Source organism: Rhizobium sp. SRDI943, assembly GCF_057653695.1.
Window position 1 is genome coordinate 2,006,209 of sequence record NZ_CM172787.1, and the last position, 16,154, is coordinate 2,022,362.

Genomic DNA, 16,154 nt, shown 5'->3' on the forward strand with positions numbered 1-16,154 from the left:
GCGTCAAGAAAACGACGCTGCTGGCCGCGCGCCACGAGCGTGTTTGGCGGTCTGGGCTCCAAATGTCCTTGCAGTTGCGTCCGATGGAAACGCGGCTAAGATCGGGAATGAATGGTCGACCGCCCTGTCATTGATCGAGCGCGTCGGTTTCTCTCAAGAACCGGGGGACCTAGCCACCCGGCGGCATTGGCGTGCAGACCGGGGATACGAAATGAGTCTTGTCAACAGAGCTTTGGGAACGTCCGAATTTTCCTTTACCGACGAGCCGGGCATTTTCACCTGGGAGCTGGCGACCGACAAGGTTTATGCGGATTCGGCGCTGGCAAACCTCTTTGGGCTTGATCCCGAAGAGACTCTCACGGGGCTGCCGGTCATAAGATACCTCGACCGGATTCATCCGGACGACAAGCCATCTGTCGCCAAGGCGATTTCAGAATCGGTGATCACCGGAAATCCGTATCGCTGTGATTATCGGGTATTTGATCGAAGCGGGCAAATAGTCGCCGTCGCGGCCTTGGGCCGCTGCTTCAGGGATGAAGCCGGAAACCCGTCGCAATATGCGGGCATCGTATTTCCGACGAATGATCACGGGGAGAAAGACGAATTGTCCGCTCACTGCAATGCGGCACTGAAAATTGCGCGGTCATCCGGTCTGCAGACGACGGCCGATGCGCTTGAAGCGATTCTCAAAGAGCTTGCCAAGCCGATGCCTTCAGACGTCGCGCAGGTTCATTGATTCCTTCCAAAGCGTTGATTGTGGCATCAGACTTTCGATGATGGCGATATTGCTACTATCGGCAACGCGCCGCGCGCACCGCAGTTAGTGGCAAAGGACAGTGGGCATTGCGTGTCAACAGCGATCGTGTGATCCCTCCCAAGATGAATTCGCGCAGCCTCGAATGGCCGTATGCGCCGGCGACCAGCAAATCTGCCTTGCGTTCCAGGGCTGCGCCTTGAATGACGCTGGCCGGTGAGTCTCCCTTCGCTTGCACGGCTGCGATTTCGACGGCAAGACCAGCCTTCCGAAGCGCAGCCGCAAGGTGATCTCGACTGCGCTCGTCAATCTGCTTGTCATCGGTGACGGAAATCAGGACGACACGCGAAACCCGTTCAAGCAAGAACCTGGTACCCGCCAGTGCCCGCGCGACAGTGGCTCCTCCATCCCAGGCGACGGCAACAGCATCGATCCGGTTGCAGAAATTGTCTGCGGGAAAAAGCAGGAGCGGTCGTCCGCTTTCAAACAGTACGCTCTCGATCAGCGGTCTCATCAGTTCAGATGCTTCCAAAATGGAAAGATCGTATGCGCGCGACAGCACGGCAAGAGTTTGTGCGACAAACGGCTGCCTGACATCGAATGGCTGGATCTCGACCTCGACCTCGGCTTTTTTCGCATAATCACGGAGCGTCTGCCCGAGAACGGTTCCATTGTCTTTACTCAAGCGCTCCGCCTCCGCACGCATTTTGTCTATGTCAAGGAGTGATGGAAATCGCGGCTGAACGGGTTCGATCCTGATCTGCGGTATACTTGCCGTTAAACCGGCCTGTTGGTGAAGGGAAACATCGACAGCATTCTGAAGGAGCGAGAAGGAGCTTGCGTCTGGATAGGTGGCCAGCGGTAAATGGAATTGCGCTTTCATGGCTGAAGTCCTCCCAATGGTTGGAGGTATCATAGCGTAAAGGTGTCTCCCGCGCTTTGATGAAGATCAAGGTCGTTCCACCGCGAAAGCGCGAGCGTGATATTGAACGTCCTCATGAGGAAGGAAGCGGAATTCATAGGGCGAAGCGGCAAAGATCTATGCTAAGCGATGAAGTGCGATCAGCGATTGAATATCAGCACTTCGCGGAGCAGACCCGTCCGGACGCCGCCGGGCAGCAGCTTGCGGATGAACAGCAATGGCATATACGGCGCAGCTGCCTTCGATGAAACGGCCGGCGCGCCTGGACCCATCGGATGATGACATCATTGGTGACGACAGAAGCATTCCAGCGCCTCAGTCGCGCTTGCAATCGGCATTCTTGTCGGTATTGAGCGCGGCTGGCAGGATCGTGAGGCTGCTCCGGGCAAAAGAGTAGCCGGTATCCGCACCTATGGCCTGTCAAGTTTCCTCGGCGGCTTCTGCGGTTTTCTGCAGCCTCTGACAGGGCCGATTCTGCCGACAGCCATCTTTATATTCTTTTGCATCACCGTTCTCCTCTTCAGCCTCATGCAGGCGGCACAAGAAGAGGATTACAGCGCCACCGGCACCATTGCGGCCCTGGCGGTTTTTGCGTTGGGCTTTGGCGCGGTCGTGGCGGATATGACGGTAACGGCCGCAAGCGCTGTGGCCATAACGGCCCTTCTTGCAGCGCGGGAGCCGTTGCATGGATTTCTTCGCCGTTTGACCTGGCTTGAACTCAGGGCCGCTCTGATCCTTTTGACGATGACCATCGTCATCCTCCCTATCCTTCCCAATAGGCCGATTGATCCTTGGCAGATAATCAATCCTTTCGAGCTTTGGATGATGACAATCCTGGTGGGAGCCGTTTCCTTTGCCGGTTATATCCTCAGAAGGCTGAGCGGCGCCCGCGCCGGAATACTGCTGACGGGGGCCAGCGGCGGCATCGTTTCCTCGACGGCCTTGACGCTTTCCTTCGCCCGTCAGTCGAAGCAGATGCCTGGCCTCTCGCCACTCCTCTCAGCGGGAGCAATGCTGGCGGGAGCCGTTTCTCTCGCCCGCGTGCTTTTGATTTGCGGCGTCATAGCACCGGCAGTTTTCAGGGAGCTTGCTCCATCACTCGCTCCGGCTGCTGCCACCCTCGCCATAGCAGGCGGCTTTGCCGCATTGCTGCAACGCCCGGATGACAGCACCGATTTTTCACCCCGAAACCCGCTCGAGGTGATGGTCGTGCTGCGCTTCGCACTCGTTCTCGCCGTCGTGACAGTCCTGACGCGAATGACCTTGATCGGCTTTGGAACTCAGTCGCTGATCGCCCTTGCATTTATCACAGGACTGGGCGATCTCGATGCGATAACGCTTGCTGTTGCGAAACTGTCATCCGTCCAGCTGCCTGCAGACGCGGCCGCTCGAGCCATAGCGGTCGCCGCTTTCGCCAATCTTCTCGCGAAAACCGTTCTTGCAGCGAGTATGGGGAGCATCGCTTATGCGGTTCGTTTTGCGATCGCAGGTAGTGTCGCGACCTTGGCCGGAGTTGCCGGCTTGGTTTTGGCATGAGCGCATCGGTGTCTGGAACGATATTCGTCCGCATCAGGCAGTCACCATCAACGATCGTCACCGCGGTCTCGCCTCGGAGAAATGACCGGCAAATCCCGCAAGCATGGCCCCGAGCGGAAGACGCCGAACCAGCCTGGCTGCAATGAAGGTTGCGCCGATCGCCGCGGTAAGTTTCAGCCAAGGATATTCGCCGAGCTGGACATGGGCACTTGCATCGACCGATGTGGCTTTGGCTTTGAGCGCCGCTTCGGCATCCTCGCGCAGCGCGCCGATGCGGGCATTCAGCAGCCTGACCTCATGTTGCAGGGCGTTCAGGCTCTCGTCGGCCTTTTCACGCGCAGTTTGCTCAGCGGCGTCGGCGAAGGGTGGATCGCCTTCCGCGATCAGTTCGTCGGGGTCAGGCGCAAGGCCGTGGCGGTTGATGGATGATTGCATCGACGTATCCTCGAATAGGTGAGCGAGAGATGAGGCCCGGCGTTGCGGCCGGGCCTCATGATTTCAATGGTCGCGCCGGAAACCCTGGCTCTGGTGAGATCCACCTTGCGATTGGGTTTGGGACTGGTCTTGACATTGGCGATTGGTTTCGTCCGATGACGTGGTGCCAGGCTCGGGGAAGGTATAGGCACGCACCTTGGCGCTTCCATGCGCGGTGTCCCGCATTGCCACCGGGCGCGCATCGTCAAATGCGCTCTCGGACACGGCGAGGTTTTCCGAGGCTTTGCCGCCCTGCGCCGATCCGACAAACCCGGTATTGGATGCTCCTTGCTGTCTGCCCTCCAACGACCAGAGATCAGCGCGTTCATCCATGTCGATGCTCCCCTCGTCGTCCAGAATATCGTGGACGGTCTCGTAGAGCGCGTCATCAATATCATTGACCTGGACGAGGAAGCCGCCTCGTCGCAGGCCTTCTGCAAAGACCGCGCGATCCTCGTCGGGGAAGAAGAAGTCCGCCAGCGCGTCGAAGAAGCCGCTGCGGTCTTCGCTCGTTGCGCCGGCATTTTTTCCATCCGCCTCATATCCGGGCATCAGCCTTATTCTCGCAACCGGCACGCCTGCGTCCTCGAGACGGGAGACGGCGGATTCGGCCTCCGATCGGTTATCGAAAAATGCGGCAAGGCTGCTGCCGCCTGTCGGGCCTGAAAAGGCCGGGTTGGTATCGTTGTAAATGGTGCCCATGGGACTCTCCTCTCGATGTGCAGATCCAGCCGCCAATACGAAATTCGGCCGGGCGTCTGGCTTCCTGACTTGAAGAACCGGTGGCTGAGTTGAATGTTCCAAGGGAATGGCGATGCTCCGCCGTATCGCCCGCTGTTTCATTGCCGCCTGCCATTTCGGCGCGCAGAGTCGCAAATTGCGCCGCTCGCGAAATCCCTCAGCGGTTGACGGAAAACCTTCGAGACGCTAGCACGGCTTTGATGCATTGGGGATAATTCACATGGACATCTTTACCGCGGCCGGTCTGACGGCTTTGCTGCAGGTCATCGCTATCGACCTCGTTCTCGCCGGCGACAATGCCGTGGTTATCGGTCTTGCCGCTGCCGGCCTCGAGGCCACGCAACGCCGCAAGGCGATCATCGTCGGCATTGTGGCCGCGACCGTTCTGCGTATTCTCTTTGCCAGCGTCGCGGTCTATCTGCTGGCGATCGTCGGCCTGCTGCTGGCAGGCGGCCTGCTGCTGCTCTGGGTCTGCTGGAAGATGTGGCGCGAGCTTCGCGCCGGCCATGGCGAGAACCACGAGGCGGCAGGTGCCGAAGGCGCGCCGAAAAAGACCTTCTTTCAGGCGGCGACCCAGATCGTCATCGCCGACGTCTCGATGTCGCTCGACAACGTGCTCGCCGTTGCCGGTGCAGCGCGCGAACACCCGAGCGTACTGGTCATCGGTCTTGCCCTGTCGATCGCGCTGATGGGTATCGCCGCAAACCTGATCGCCCGCCTGCTCACCAACCATCGTTGGATCGCCTATGTCGGTCTGCTGATCATCCTCTATGTCTCGCTCGACATGATCCACCGCGGCAGCGTCGAAGTGCTGCCTTACGTGCAAGCGAGCGGGTTCAAGCTTTAAACCTGACCTCGGTCTCGAAGCTCATCTGGTCATACGCCGGCACCACATGGTCCGGCGTCTCGGCCATCACTACGTCGTAGTCGAGCGGCGTGTGCATATGGGTGAGGATCGCCTGTTTCGGCTTCAGCCGGCCGATCCAGTCGAGCGACTGTTCCAGCGACAGATGGCTCGGATGGTAGGTATATTGCAGCGCGTCGATGATCAGCACGTCGAGGTTCTGAAGCTTCTCGACGGTCTGCGGCGGGAAATCGCTGATATCGCTGCAATAAGCCACATCGCCGATCCGGAAGCCGAGCGAGTGGATGTCGCCATGCTGCTGGATATGGGGATGGAAAGCGATCGTGCCTCCGGGACCGTGAATTTCCAAGGGCGCGTCGAGGTTTTCGATGACGATCGGCAGCACGATCGGCGGGTAATTGCTGCCCGGCGGCGTTGCCAGGCAGTAGCCGAAGGCTTCCCGCAGCCTGTCCATGGTAAATTGGTCGGCAAAGATCGGCACCCGGCGGCGGGTATTGTGAAAATAGCCGCGCAGATCGTCGATGCCATGAATATGATCGGCATGCGGATGGCTGTAGAGCACGGCATCGACATGGTCGGCCCCTGACCTGATCATCTGCTCGCGAAAATCCGGCCCGGTGTCGATGACGACGGTGGTGACACCGCCATCGGGTGCGAATTGCTGCACCATGAAGGCTGCGCGCGTGCGCCGGTTCTTCGGATTGTCGGGATTGCAGGCGCCCCAGTCGCCGGTGATGCGGGGCACGCCCGGTGACGACGAACAGCCGAGAATGGTGAAACGCCGCCGGTAGAGCACGCCGCTAGATCCTCGGCATCTTCGAGAACAGGCGGAAAGCGTTCTCCGTCGTGATCCGCGCGACCTCTTCGGTGGAAAGGCCGATCGTATCGGCGAGCACCTCGGCCGTGTTGACGACATAGGACGGCTCGTTGCGCTTGCCGCGCCAGCGCTTCGGCGCCAGATAGGGCGCGTCCGTTTCCACAAGCAGCCGCTCATGCGGGATCGTCCTGGCGATCTCGCGCAGCTCTTCCGACTTCGGGAAGGTCAGGATGCCCGAGAAGGAGATATAGCCGCCGAGCGCGACGCCGGTCTTGGCCAGCTCCGGTCCTGCGGAAAAGCAGTGGAGAATGAAGGGGAAGGCCTCCTTCCCGCTTTCCTCGGTCAATATGGCAGCCATGTCCTCGTCGGCGCTGCGGCTGTGGATGACGAGCGGCAGCTGGGTCTCGCGCGCCGCCGCAATATGCCGGCGAAAGCCGGTCTGCTGATCCTCGGGCTTCTGCGTGTCGTAGAAATAGTCGAGGCCGGCCTCGCCGATCGCCACCACCTTCTTATGGGCATTGGCGAGACGCACCAGGTCTTCCGTCTCAATATCCAGCTCTTCGTCGGCATTGTTCGGATGCGTGCCGACCGAGCAGAACACCGAAGGATATTTCTCTGTGATGGCAAGCAGCGTCTCGAGCTTACGCACCCGCGTCGAGATCGTCACCATCTGCGCAACACCGGCCTGATGGGCGCGCGCGACAATCTCGTCCCGCTCCGCCTCGAAGTCGGCGAAATCAAGATGGCAGTGCGTGTCGATTAGCACGGCCTCAAGCCTCCGGAGCCACGTAGCGCGGGAAGACCGGCGTCGGCGCTTCGAGGGTCGTTCCGGCAGTGAGACGGCCGGCTTCGCCGAGGGCAGCAAAATCGCGCTTGTCTGCAGGTGCCGCGACCAGATCGAGCAGCTTGCCTGATGAATCCGGCATGAAGGGTTGCAGCAGGATGGCAATCTGGCGCACGACTTCGGCGGTCACATAGAGCACCGTGCCCATACGCTCCGGATCGGTCTTCTTCAGCGCCCACGGCGCCTGGCCGGCGAAATAACGGTCGGTCTCGGAGACGACCGAAATGATCGAGGCGAGAGCCCGGTGGATCTGCTGCTTACCCATTTCCTCGCGGGTCGATGCATGCAGCGCGTCGACCTCAGCCAGCATGGCCTTGTCCTCATCGCTGAGCGCCCCGCATTCAGGGATCTTGCCATCGCAGTTCTTGACGATCATCGACAGCGAGCGGCTGGCGAGATTGCCGATACCGTTGGCGAGATCGGAATTGATGCGCGTGCCGATCGCCTCTTCGCTGTAGCTGCCGTCCTGGCCGAAGGAGACTTCGCGCAGGAAGAAGTAGCGCACCTGGTCGAGGCCGAAATGGTTCACCAGATTGACCGGATCGACGACGTTGCCGAGCGACTTCGACATCTTCTCGCCCTTGTTGAGCAGGAAGCCGTGGGCAAAGACCCGCTTCGGCAGCGGCAGCTTCGCCGACATCAGGAAGGCCGGCCAGTAGACGGCGTGGAAGCGGATGATGTCCTTGCCGATGATGTGCACATCGGCCGGCCAGTATTTCGCCCGCGGGCCGTTCTTGTCCTCGATATAGCCGGTCGCGGTGATGTAGTTGGTCAGTGCGTCGACCCAGACATACATCACGTGGGCGGGATCGTCCGGCACCTTGATGCCCCAGTCGAAGGTCGTGCGCGAGACCGAGAGGTCCTTGAGGCCCGACTTGACGAAGGAGATCACCTCGTTGCGACGCTCGGCCGGACCGATGAAATCAGGGTTTGCCTCGTAATGCGCAAGCAGCTTCTCCTGGTATTCGGAGAGCTTGAAGAAATAGCTTGCCTCTTCCACCCATTCGACGGGCGTGCCCTGCGGCCCGTAACGCACGCCGTCGGCGCGCAGCTCGGTCTCGTTTTCCTGGTAGTAGGCCTCGTCGCGCACCGAATACCAGCCGGCATAGCTGTCCTTGTAGATGTCGCCATTGTCGGCCATCAGCTTCCAGATGTTGCGCGACGTCTCGTGATGGCGCTCCTGCGTGGTGCGGATGAAATCATCGTTGGAAGCGTTGAGCAGCGTCGCCATCGCCTGGAATTCGCCGGAGTTGCGGTCGGCGAGCGCCTGCGCGGTGATGCCCTCGGCGCGCGCCGTCTGCTGCATCTTCTGGCCGTGTTCGTCGGTGCCCGTCAGGAAGAACACATCCTTGCCATCCAGGCGCTGGTAGCGCGCCATCGCATCGGTCGCGATCAGCTCATAGGCATGGCCGATATGCGGCTTGCCGTTAGGGTAGGAAATCGCGGTGGTGATGTAGAAGGGTGTCTTGTCTGTCATGGCGGCCAATGTCCGGCTAACTCTATAAAAATGGTCAGCCGCTCTTAGCGCATGTCACCGTCAAGCGAAACCTCAAGTTTCGCCGCCGCCAATGATTTCCGGACGATGGGGGCGTGAACTTGACTCAGCTTCTCGCCCAATCTACCCGTCTTGGGAAAGAGGGCGGGACAAGAACGAAGTGCCAGTTTTCATCTATCGGAATGGTCGTGCCCGCGCGCCGTCAGGGGCGCTTGCTTGACATTCGAGCCGCTCTATTCGCTTTCCGGCCTGTTCGTCGGCGCCCTCGTCGGTATTACCGGCGTTGGCGGCGGTTCGCTGATGACGCCCCTGCTGGTGCTGCTCTTCGGCGTCCATCCCGCCACCGCCGTCGGCACCGATCTTCTTTATGCGGCGATCACCAAGACAGCCGGTACCGCTGTTCACGGCATGCATGGGCGGGTAAACTGGAAGATCGTCGGCAGCCTCGCAGCCGGCAGCCTGCCGGCCGCCCTGCTGATGCTCTGGCTGCTAGCCGGCGTCGATCGCAAAAGCATCGGCGTGACCAATACGATCACCACGGCACTCGGCTGGCTTCTCGTCATGACCGCGATCATGCTGGTCTTCCGAGGCCCGATCCTTGAGCTGGCACGCCGCGCCATCGGCGATCGAACGCCGCCGAAGCCGACGACCATACTCGCCCTCACCGTCATTCTCGGATTCGTTCTCGGCATCCTCGTCACCTTGACCTCGGTCGGCGCCGGCGCGCTGGGGGTGACGATCCTGCTGGTCCTTTATCCCAGGCTCGATGTGCGCGAAATCGTCGGTTCCGACATCGTCCATGCGGTACCGCTGACCTTGGTCGGCGGCACCGGTTATTGGCTGATCGGCGAGATCGACTGGCCGATGCTGCTTGCCCTGTTGATCGGCTCTATCCCCGGCATCATCATCGGAAGCCTTCTGGCGCCGAAACTGCACGAACGCACCATCCGCATCGTCCTTGCCGCCACGCTTGCCGTCGTTGCATTGAAGCTGCTGACCGGCTGATCAAAGCGCGATGCCGAAAAATGTCAGCGGTGACGCGCTTTAAAGGCCCGGCTGCTTGATATCGGCGAGAATGCTGATGATCGTCTGCTTGCGGTCGAGGTTGTAGCCATCGGAAATGGTCAGCCGCTCGGTGATTTCGGAATAGAGCCGGGCCAGCCGCTCCGCCGTCGCGATCCGTCCCTCGCCGGCCGCTACGCGCGCGCGGTTCATGATGTCGTCGCCGACATGGCTGACGAAGAAATCGAAGATCGTGTCGCTTTCCCGGCCTGAAAGTGCATCGGCCAGCCGATGCATTGCCTTGCGGGCTGTCGGTCCCTCGGCGGCAAACATCTCGTCATAGGCAGCGATGATCTCGCCGCCGCCGTAGTTCAGGAGTTTCAGCGCCTCGCCGACGCTGCCCTTGGCGGCCGAAAGCACCGCCCCGCCCTCGCCTGATATGCCGAGATGGGTAAGGGCCGCGACGAGTTCATCGTCGGCAAGCGGCGCCAGCTTCAGCGGCAGGCAGCGCGAGCGGATCGTCGGCAGCAGCCGTCCCGGCGCATGCGACAGCACCAGGAACAGCGCCCTCTTCGGTGGTTCTTCCAGGATCTTCAGGATGGCGTTGGCCGCATTGCGGTTCATGTCGTCGGCCGGATCAATGATGACGATCCGCCAGTTGCCGGTGCCTGAGGTCTGCGAGAAGAATTTGCCGGCGCGGCGCACCTCGTCGACAGTGATCGCCGATTTCACCTTGCCGGTCTTTTCGTCCACCGGCCGGGCAAGGTGCAGCAGATTGTGCGAGGCGCCCGAGGCAATCTGCCGGCTGACCGGAGAGGCAGGATCGGGATCGCCGATCGTCTCCGGCGCTGTCTGGGGATCAGGATGCGAGAGCACGTGATTGGCAAAGCGGAAGGCGAGCGTCGCCTTGCCGATGCCCTCCGGCCCCTCGATCAGGATGGCGTGGTGGCCCTTGCCGGACCGGTAGGACTGCGCAAGGAAGGCCTCTGCCTCCGCATGGCCGAACATCCTGGTATTTTCCCCCGGCCAGATGGCGCCGTCGAGCAGTCCGGGCCTTTCCTCACTCATGATGGGCGGCTTCCGGCATTCGCAAACGGCCTGACGGCGACAGCAGCTGTTGGACGATCGCCAGGATCTCGGCGGCGATCGCCTCCTCGCTCTGCATGGCGTTGACCACGTGGCAGCGCTCCGGTTCGCGGGCGGCGATATCGAGAAAGGCCTCGCGCCGTTTTTCGTGCGTTTCCAGCCGCTCCTTCTCGAAGCGATCGGGAGCATCGGCCGCGGCGCGCTTCTGCGCCCTCTCCAGCCCGACTTTGGCGGGGATGTCGAGGATCACGGTGCAATCCGGCATGACGCCGTTGATGGCGATGCGCTGCAGCGTCTCGATGAAATCAGGCTCGAGATTGCCGGTGATGCCCTGGTAGACGCGGGAGGAATCCATGAAGCGGTCGCAGAGCACGACCTTGCCCGATGCGAGGGCCGGCCGGATCACCTCTTCGACATGGTCGTTGCGCGCCGCGGCAAAGAGGATCGCTTCCATCCGCGTGCCGAAGGCTTCGGCAGCTCCCGACAGCAGCACGTGGCGCACGGCCTCCGCGCCCGGCGATCCGCCTGGTTCGCGCGTCATCAGCACGTCGTGACCTTCGCCCTTCAGCGCCTCGGCGAGGCGGCGGATCTGCGTGGATTTCCCCGCGCCTTCCCCGCCTTCAAACGTAACGAACAATCCCGTACCGGATGACAATGACAACTTCCCGCATTCCAGGCGCCGCAAGCGCCTCGTTCCTTCTATCTATCCGAAGATATCACCGAGGAAAACCTTTCGCCGCGGCGACATATTCACCTTTCCCGGCTAATTGCGTTGGATACAGCTCGTCAGACGGGCGCGGGCTTGTCCCAGAGCCAGGAGAAGAACAGCGATTCGCCGAGTTCCAGCATGGCATCGACCGCTCGGCTGCTGAGCGATCCCTCGCCGACTGCCTGCACGGTATAAAGCGGCACTTCCCTGAGCAGCCGGCTGCCTGCGAAAATCCTCAGCGTTCCTGCCTGGGTATCCGGCTTGACCGGCGCCGTCAGCGGCCAGCGATAGATGATGCGCGCCGACAGCCGGTCGGGATTGCTGATCGGGATATAGACGCTGACCGGCGCCTTGGCGACGAGGTCGACGGTACGCGCCGTGCCGCCATAGACGCTGGCAGCACCAATCACTTCCTTGTCGGCGAAGATCTGCCGGTTCTCGAAGGCCGTCAGCCCCCATTCGAGTACGCGTTTGGCTTCCTCCGTCCGCTCCTTGTCGGAGGCGATGCCGGCAAGCGCCACAAACAGCCGCCGGCCGTCACGCTCAACCGAAGCGACGATCGAATAGCCCTCGCCCTCGGCAAAGCCTGTTGCCAGCCCATCGGCGCCGAGATCGAGCCCGAGCAGCGGATTGCGGTTGCGCTGGAAGATCTTGTTCCACTCGAAATCCGGCTGCGCGAAATAGGGATAGAGGTTCGGATAGGTCTGCTGGAGGGCGGCGGCGAGCGTCACCATCTCGCGTGCCGTCACCTTGCTCTTGCCGTCGGGAAGGCCGGTGGAATTTCCGAACTCGGCCTTCTCCATGCCGAGCTCGCGGGCGCGCCGCGTCATCGACACGGCAAATTGCTGCTCGCTTCCGGCCATGCCTTCGGCGAGGATGATGCAGCTGTCGTTGGCGCCCTGGATGGCGACGCCCTTGATCAGGTCCTCGACGCGCACGCGCGATTTGAGGCTGGCAAACATTGTTGCCGTCCGCGACGGCGCGCCGCCCGTCCGCCAGGCATATTCGGAAACGGGATATTCGGTGTCGAGCGTGATCTGGCCCTTGGTCAGCGCCTCGAAGGCGAGATCCATCGTCATCAGTTTGGCGAGCGAGGCCGGCGAAAAGCCCTGATCCTCGTTTTTGGCGAGAAGCACCGTGCCGGTGGCGGCCTCGATCATATAGGCCTGCGCCGCCTTGGTGGCGAAACCGGCGGCACCGCCATCGGCTGCAAAGGCGCCGGTGGCGAACGGCATCAGGCATGCAAGCAGGCGAAGCGCGGGCTTCAGCATCGCAATTTCCATTTATGGAGCGGCGTATGTCGGGAGGTTAGAGCGAGGGGGAATCCGATGCAATGCCATGCTCAGCGGGCAGCGGACTTTGCGTGCTGGCGCTTGGCCGAGGCAAGGATGGACTCTTGCGTCAGCCCGTCATTGCGCACCATCACCGCGTCGAAGGCGAGATCGACGGTCACCGTCTTCACCTCTTCGTTCTGGTAGCCGAGGGCCAGCGAATTCTGGGGCCGCTCATAGGGCATCGGACCGATTTCCGGCAGCACGACCATCTGGTCCATGGCCTGCGCGCCATTGTTGAAGGACGGCGCTGATGGCGCCACCAGAACATGGGCCGCCGGTGCCGCGGCGGCTGCCGCATTGTTGCGGGCGCTCGGCGTCGAGCCGGCATAAGAAGTCGCCGACCTCGGCACCGGCACGTTGGCCGGCGTCTCGTAGTCTTCCGAACTCTGCAGCTGGTCGCGGGTGATCTTGCGGCTGTTGGAGGCGACCATGACGCCGGTTGCGATCTGGCCTTCCGGATTGACGCCGGGAAGGCGGCTGCCCTTCGGCGCGTAGGAGGCCATCAGATAGGGCATGTCGTGGCCGTCCATGCGGGCGCGGCCGACATATTGCACGCGCACTTTGCCGGTGCCGCTGTGCTGCAGATCCAGCATGTCGGCCGTCTTGTTCGAAAGGTCGATGATACGGCCTGCATGATAGGGGCCGCGATCGTTGACGCGCACGATGACGGAGGAGCCACTTTCGAGATTGGTGACGCGCGCATAGCTCGGCAGTGGGAAGGTCGGATGCGCAGCTGAAAGATGCATTTGGTCGTAGACTTCGCCGTTGGCCGTCAGGCGCCCATGAAAGGCCGAACCATACCAGGAGGCGACGCCGACCTTGTTATAGGCGAAATCTTCCTTCGGATAATACCACTTGCCCTTCACCTCGTAGGGGTTGCCGACGATGTAGCGGCCGCCGCCCTTCGGGATATTGTTGCCGGTAGCGACCCGCGGGCTCGCCTTCACGCCGTATTCGGATTCGGAGAAGTATTCTTTGCCGTGGGATTTTTTCTTCGGCACCGCCTGTGTCGTGCCGCACGCCGCAACCGTCGCACACATCGCCGAGATCGCCAGCCACCGTGCTGTCGTTGCGAAAGACGCCGCCCCGTAATCCAGTTTCATATGCCCCACGCCGCTCAAAGATCGTTATGGTTAAGGAACCTTGCCCCATCTTGGGCCAACAACGCCTTATTCCCACCCGCCTAACGAGGCTTTAATCTTGCTAACTTCGTGGCAAATTTACGAACGATTTCGCAGCGATAGCGACAATTCTAATGATTATGGTTTATAAATCACTAACAAAAGCCCCGCCGTCCTGCCCTTTCGCCGCCGCAATGAAGCCCGAAATCATCGTGCCGATGCGGAGCATATGGTGAACATCCGGGCGGTTCCGGACGGCCCAAATGCTCCATACTGAAACGCGCTCTGCGCGTATTTGATGCGCCGCAGCGGCGACGCTTCGTTCTGCATGGGAACGAATTGTCCGCCACGGGCTTTGAAGGTTTAGACCTTTGGAGGATCACCATGAACGATGAAACCCTGACGCAGCTCGACACGATCAGCCATCAGTTGCATGCCCGATCTCGCCAGCTTTCCCAGCCGGATAAAGATAACGACATCGCAATCCTGATGTCGGCCCTCGCCGTGACGATGGAGGCGGTTCGATCTCTCGGCGGGGATATGAACCAGCTCAACGGTCCAAAGGGCCTTGGATCTGACGGAAGCTAAGTCTGTTATGTCCGCAGCAAATCACACAAAGCCTGTGCCGGGAACGATACGCGCGACGCGCTCATCTTCGACGTGGATGGGAAGCCGTGGTCGCCGCCTATGCTGCCGGTGGGCGATAGCGAATCGACTTCGCCTTTTCCAAGGCTTCGATCGTATCCTCGACGCTGAGGAGGACAGTGGTCTCCATGGAACTGAGCGCGCCTCCTGCGCCGATCGCCAGCGCGACAGCCGCCATCGATACGTTATCAGGCGCCTCCCACAGATTCCAACCATCATGCTCGCCGAACGCGTACCAGAAGCCATGGAGCTTTCCGCCCACGGATTCAATGTAACTACGTGCCGCCTCTCGGCGATCCTCGGGGTTTTCGATCATCCGTGCCCAGGTCTCGGGCGTGTAGCTGAAGCGCGTGAGATACATGGCCATGGTTTGTTTCCTCCGCCAGAACAGCACAGTTAACGCTCAAGTCGGGGAGAACGCGAGTCATTTCCAATATATGGAACGGGCTCCCAACGGTCTCGGTCGGCAGTCTCCAGAAGAGCAGCGAGTTCCGCCGTCAGAAGGTCGCGCGGCGTTCATCGAAAAGTAGATTTTAGCAGTTATTCGGACCCCGCTTCTCATCTCACATCGGGTTCCGGCAATGGATCTTGCGACAGTCCTTCTTCTACACAAGTCTTCCTTCATCGTCGGAGCGATCTGCTTCTTCTATGTGAGATGGCGTTCCGGAGCGACGCCGGGGCTCGGCGTACTTGCCGTGGGTTTTACTTTGCTCGCGATCGCCTCAACGCTGGCAGGGTGGGACGAGAGCCTTCACATGTCCGATAATGCCAGGACGTTCTGGAGTTTTTCACTGGGCGCCAATGGTTACGGGCTGATGGCGGTTGGTCTTTTCGGCCTCAGCCGGCGTCAGAATTCTCTACGAGACTGGTGGCCGTTGCTCCTGCCCGTCGTCCTGATGCTGAGTGCGGCGATCACGCCATGGTATTTGAACAATGGATCGAGAGCATCCGTGTTCAATGGCAACGCCACCATCCTGCTTGCCTTGTCAGGTTTCGTGATCGCCCGCGACTTCTTCCACGAGCGTCTTACCGCGCGGCTCGGCCTCTCCGCTTCAATTTGGGTGGCGACGTCTCTCTCGGCTTTGGTCGTCGTTGGTTTCATCTTTCCAGACGATGCGCCTCTTCCCCCGCGCTACGCTTTCTTTCTGCTGATCATCTGTCATTTCGCAGTGGCTCTGTTCGTGCTCGTCCTCGTGCAGGAAAGAGCCGAAGAAAAGCTTATCAGGCTTGCAAATACCGATATGCTGACCGGCATTCCCAACCGGCAGCATTTCTTCAATTCCCTTCCGAAAAGCCTCGGCTCCGGAGACGCCTTCATCCTCATCGATATCGACTTTTTCAAACGTGTTAACGATATGTATGGACACGACAAAGGCGATGTCGTTCTCATAAATGTTGCTCGGACGATTGCTCTGAGTGTCCCCCCTTCCTGTGTGTTCGGCCGGCTGGGCGGCGAGGAGTTCAGCCTCTTTTTTCGCGGCCAAACGGCAGCCTCTGCTTTTGCGCTCGCTGAGCGGATACGCGAGGCTGTCAACGCCGTGAGCCTTGTCTTGGAAGGAAATCAGGTCACCCCTTCCGTCAGTGCAGGTGTGGCTCTTTGGGAAGCGGGCCTGACTGAACAAGACATTCAGAAGCGTGCAGATCAGGCGCTCTACATTGCCAAAAACAAGGGTCGCAACAGGGTTGAGTTGTTCAGCAGCGTCGGGTTGACCTCCAGCCTCCTTGCGCCGAAACCTCTACCGGCTCGCGCGGGCTGAAGAGCAGCGGAAGCGCGGCTCTCTCGAGCTAGTTGCACGTCATGGCGAAGAT

At 60.7% G+C, this 16,154-nt stretch carries 15 protein-coding genes and 2 pseudogenes; 6 read left to right on the forward strand and 11 right to left on the reverse strand.

The genetic code is table 11. From position 1 onward, the window contains the following. Positions 1-211: 211 nt before the first annotated feature. Entirely contained in the window at positions 212-736 is a 525-nt protein-coding gene (locus tag AC245Y_RS10480; protein ID WP_017994098.1) for a PAS domain-containing protein, read from the forward strand. Between the two features lie 84 nt (positions 737-820). On the opposite strand, the pseudogene AC245Y_RS10485 reads toward AC245Y_RS10480, so the two are convergent. Then, positions 821-1,637: pseudogene (locus tag AC245Y_RS10485) on the reverse strand (universal stress protein). Positions 1,638-1,951: 314 nt separating this feature from the next. Here AC245Y_RS10485 and AC245Y_RS10490 point away from each other — a divergent pair. Then, positions 1,952-3,212: pseudogene (locus AC245Y_RS10490) on the forward strand (MgtC/SapB family protein). 57 nt (positions 3,213-3,269) lie between these two features. On the opposite strand, the gene AC245Y_RS10495 reads toward AC245Y_RS10490, so the two are convergent. Beyond that, on the reverse strand, positions 3,270-3,647 hold the full coding sequence (locus AC245Y_RS10495) for a hypothetical protein (protein ID WP_017994100.1): 378 nt from the start codon (positions 3,645-3,647) through the stop codon (positions 3,270-3,272). A 63-nt stretch (positions 3,648-3,710) separates the two neighbouring features. Next, the gene (locus AC245Y_RS10500) at positions 3,711-4,388 is read right to left on the reverse strand and encodes a hypothetical protein (protein WP_017994101.1); all 678 of its coding nucleotides are present in this window, start codon (positions 4,386-4,388) and stop codon (positions 3,711-3,713) included. 259 nt (positions 4,389-4,647) lie between these two features. On the opposite strand from AC245Y_RS10500, the gene AC245Y_RS10505 reads away from it, so the two are divergent. After that, positions 4,648-5,274 carry a TerC family protein gene (locus AC245Y_RS10505; RefSeq protein ID WP_012757495.1) on the forward strand — a complete coding sequence of 209 codons (627 nt, stop codon included), beginning with the start codon at positions 4,648-4,650 and terminating at the stop codon, positions 5,272-5,274. Here the strand turns inward: AC245Y_RS10505 and AC245Y_RS10510 are convergent. Genes AC245Y_RS10510 through metG form a run of 3 tightly spaced genes read right to left on the reverse strand, consistent with a single transcriptional unit; the run spans position 5,264 to position 8,430 of the window. Next, positions 5,264-6,088 (reverse strand): MBL fold metallo-hydrolase, encoded by an 825-nt coding sequence (locus tag AC245Y_RS10510; RefSeq protein ID WP_017994102.1) that lies wholly within the window; start codon positions 6,086-6,088, stop codon positions 5,264-5,266. The genes AC245Y_RS10505 and AC245Y_RS10510 overlap by 11 nt on opposite strands. A 4-nt stretch (positions 6,089-6,092) precedes the next feature. Further along, positions 6,093-6,875, reverse strand: a complete 783-nt coding sequence (locus AC245Y_RS10515; protein ID WP_017994103.1) for a TatD family hydrolase — start codon at positions 6,873-6,875, stop codon at positions 6,093-6,095. 4 nt (positions 6,876-6,879) lie between these two features. After that, the gene (gene metG / locus AC245Y_RS10520) at positions 6,880-8,430 is read right to left on the reverse strand and encodes a methionine--tRNA ligase (RefSeq protein WP_017994104.1); all 1,551 of its coding nucleotides are present in this window, start codon (positions 8,428-8,430) and stop codon (positions 6,880-6,882) included. Positions 8,431-8,664: 234 nt separating this feature from the next. Here metG and AC245Y_RS10525 point away from each other — a divergent pair, with 234 nt between their 5' ends. Then, positions 8,665-9,453, forward strand: coding sequence for a sulfite exporter TauE/SafE family protein (locus tag AC245Y_RS10525; protein ID WP_017994105.1), 789 nt, complete (start codon positions 8,665-8,667; stop codon positions 9,451-9,453). 39 nt (positions 9,454-9,492) lie between these two features. Here AC245Y_RS10525 and AC245Y_RS10530 read toward each other — a convergent pair whose 3' ends face one another. From AC245Y_RS10530 to AC245Y_RS10545, 4 genes are all read right to left on the reverse strand, one after another. Then, positions 9,493-10,518 carry a DNA polymerase III subunit delta' gene (locus AC245Y_RS10530; protein WP_012757500.1) on the reverse strand — a complete coding sequence of 342 codons (1,026 nt, stop codon included), beginning with the start codon at positions 10,516-10,518 and terminating at the stop codon, positions 9,493-9,495. Continuing rightward, positions 10,511-11,191, reverse strand: a complete 681-nt coding sequence (tmk, locus tag AC245Y_RS10535; RefSeq protein WP_017994106.1) for a dTMP kinase — start codon at positions 11,189-11,191, stop codon at positions 10,511-10,513. Before tmk ends, AC245Y_RS10530 begins: the two co-directional genes overlap by 8 nt. Positions 11,192-11,322: 131 nt before the next feature. After that, positions 11,323-12,516, reverse strand: coding sequence for a D-alanyl-D-alanine carboxypeptidase family protein (locus tag AC245Y_RS10540; protein WP_017994107.1), 1,194 nt, complete (start codon positions 12,514-12,516; stop codon positions 11,323-11,325). 71 nt (positions 12,517-12,587) lie between these two features. Further along, positions 12,588-13,682 (reverse strand): septal ring lytic transglycosylase RlpA family protein, encoded by a 1,095-nt coding sequence (locus tag AC245Y_RS10545; RefSeq protein ID WP_012757503.1) that lies wholly within the window; start codon positions 13,680-13,682, stop codon positions 12,588-12,590. A gap of 402 nt (positions 13,683-14,084) precedes the next feature. Between AC245Y_RS10545 and AC245Y_RS10550 the strand changes: the two genes are divergently transcribed. Then, on the forward strand, positions 14,085-14,288 hold the full coding sequence (locus AC245Y_RS10550) for a hypothetical protein (protein WP_012757504.1): 204 nt from the start codon (positions 14,085-14,087) through the stop codon (positions 14,286-14,288). 97 nt (positions 14,289-14,385) lie between these two features. On the opposite strand, the gene AC245Y_RS10555 is transcribed toward AC245Y_RS10550, so the two are convergent. Further along, positions 14,386-14,712 carry a GYD domain-containing protein gene (locus AC245Y_RS10555; RefSeq protein WP_011652042.1) on the reverse strand — a complete coding sequence of 109 codons (327 nt, stop codon included), beginning with the start codon at positions 14,710-14,712 and terminating at the stop codon, positions 14,386-14,388. A 214-nt stretch (positions 14,713-14,926) separates the two neighbouring features. Here AC245Y_RS10555 and AC245Y_RS10560 point away from each other — a divergent pair, with 214 nt between their 5' ends. Further along, positions 14,927-16,102, forward strand: a complete 1,176-nt coding sequence (locus AC245Y_RS10560; protein WP_017994108.1) for a GGDEF domain-containing protein — start codon at positions 14,927-14,929, stop codon at positions 16,100-16,102. The last annotated feature ends 52 nt before the right edge of the window (positions 16,103-16,154 follow it).

Coding starts and splice junctions, on each gene's coding strand:
- AC245Y_RS10505 (WP_012757495.1), top strand. CDS start 4,648: ATGGACATCTTTACCGCGGCCGGTCTGACGGCTTTGCTGCAGGTCATC.
- AC245Y_RS10540 (WP_017994107.1), bottom strand. CDS start 12,516: ATGCTGAAGCCCGCGCTTCGCCTGCTTGCATGCCTGATGCCGTTCGCC.
- metG (WP_017994104.1), bottom strand. CDS start 8,430: ATGACAGACAAGACACCCTTCTACATCACCACCGCGATTTCCTACCCT.
- AC245Y_RS10550 (WP_012757504.1), top strand. CDS start 14,085: ATGAACGATGAAACCCTGACGCAGCTCGACACGATCAGCCATCAGTTG.
- AC245Y_RS10545 (WP_012757503.1), bottom strand. CDS start 13,682: ATGAAACTGGATTACGGGGCGGCGTCTTTCGCAACGACAGCACGGTGG.
- AC245Y_RS10530 (WP_012757500.1), bottom strand. CDS start 10,518: ATGAGTGAGGAAAGGCCCGGACTGCTCGACGGCGCCATCTGGCCGGGG.
- AC245Y_RS10480 (WP_017994098.1), top strand. CDS start 212: ATGAGTCTTGTCAACAGAGCTTTGGGAACGTCCGAATTTTCCTTTACC.
- AC245Y_RS10500 (WP_017994101.1), bottom strand. CDS start 4,388: ATGGGCACCATTTACAACGATACCAACCCGGCCTTTTCAGGCCCGACA.
- AC245Y_RS10560 (WP_017994108.1), top strand. CDS start 14,927: ATGGATCTTGCGACAGTCCTTCTTCTACACAAGTCTTCCTTCATCGTC.
- AC245Y_RS10555 (WP_011652042.1), bottom strand. CDS start 14,712: ATGGCCATGTATCTCACGCGCTTCAGCTACACGCCCGAGACCTGGGCA.
- AC245Y_RS10495 (WP_017994100.1), bottom strand. CDS start 3,647: ATGCAATCATCCATCAACCGCCACGGCCTTGCGCCTGACCCCGACGAA.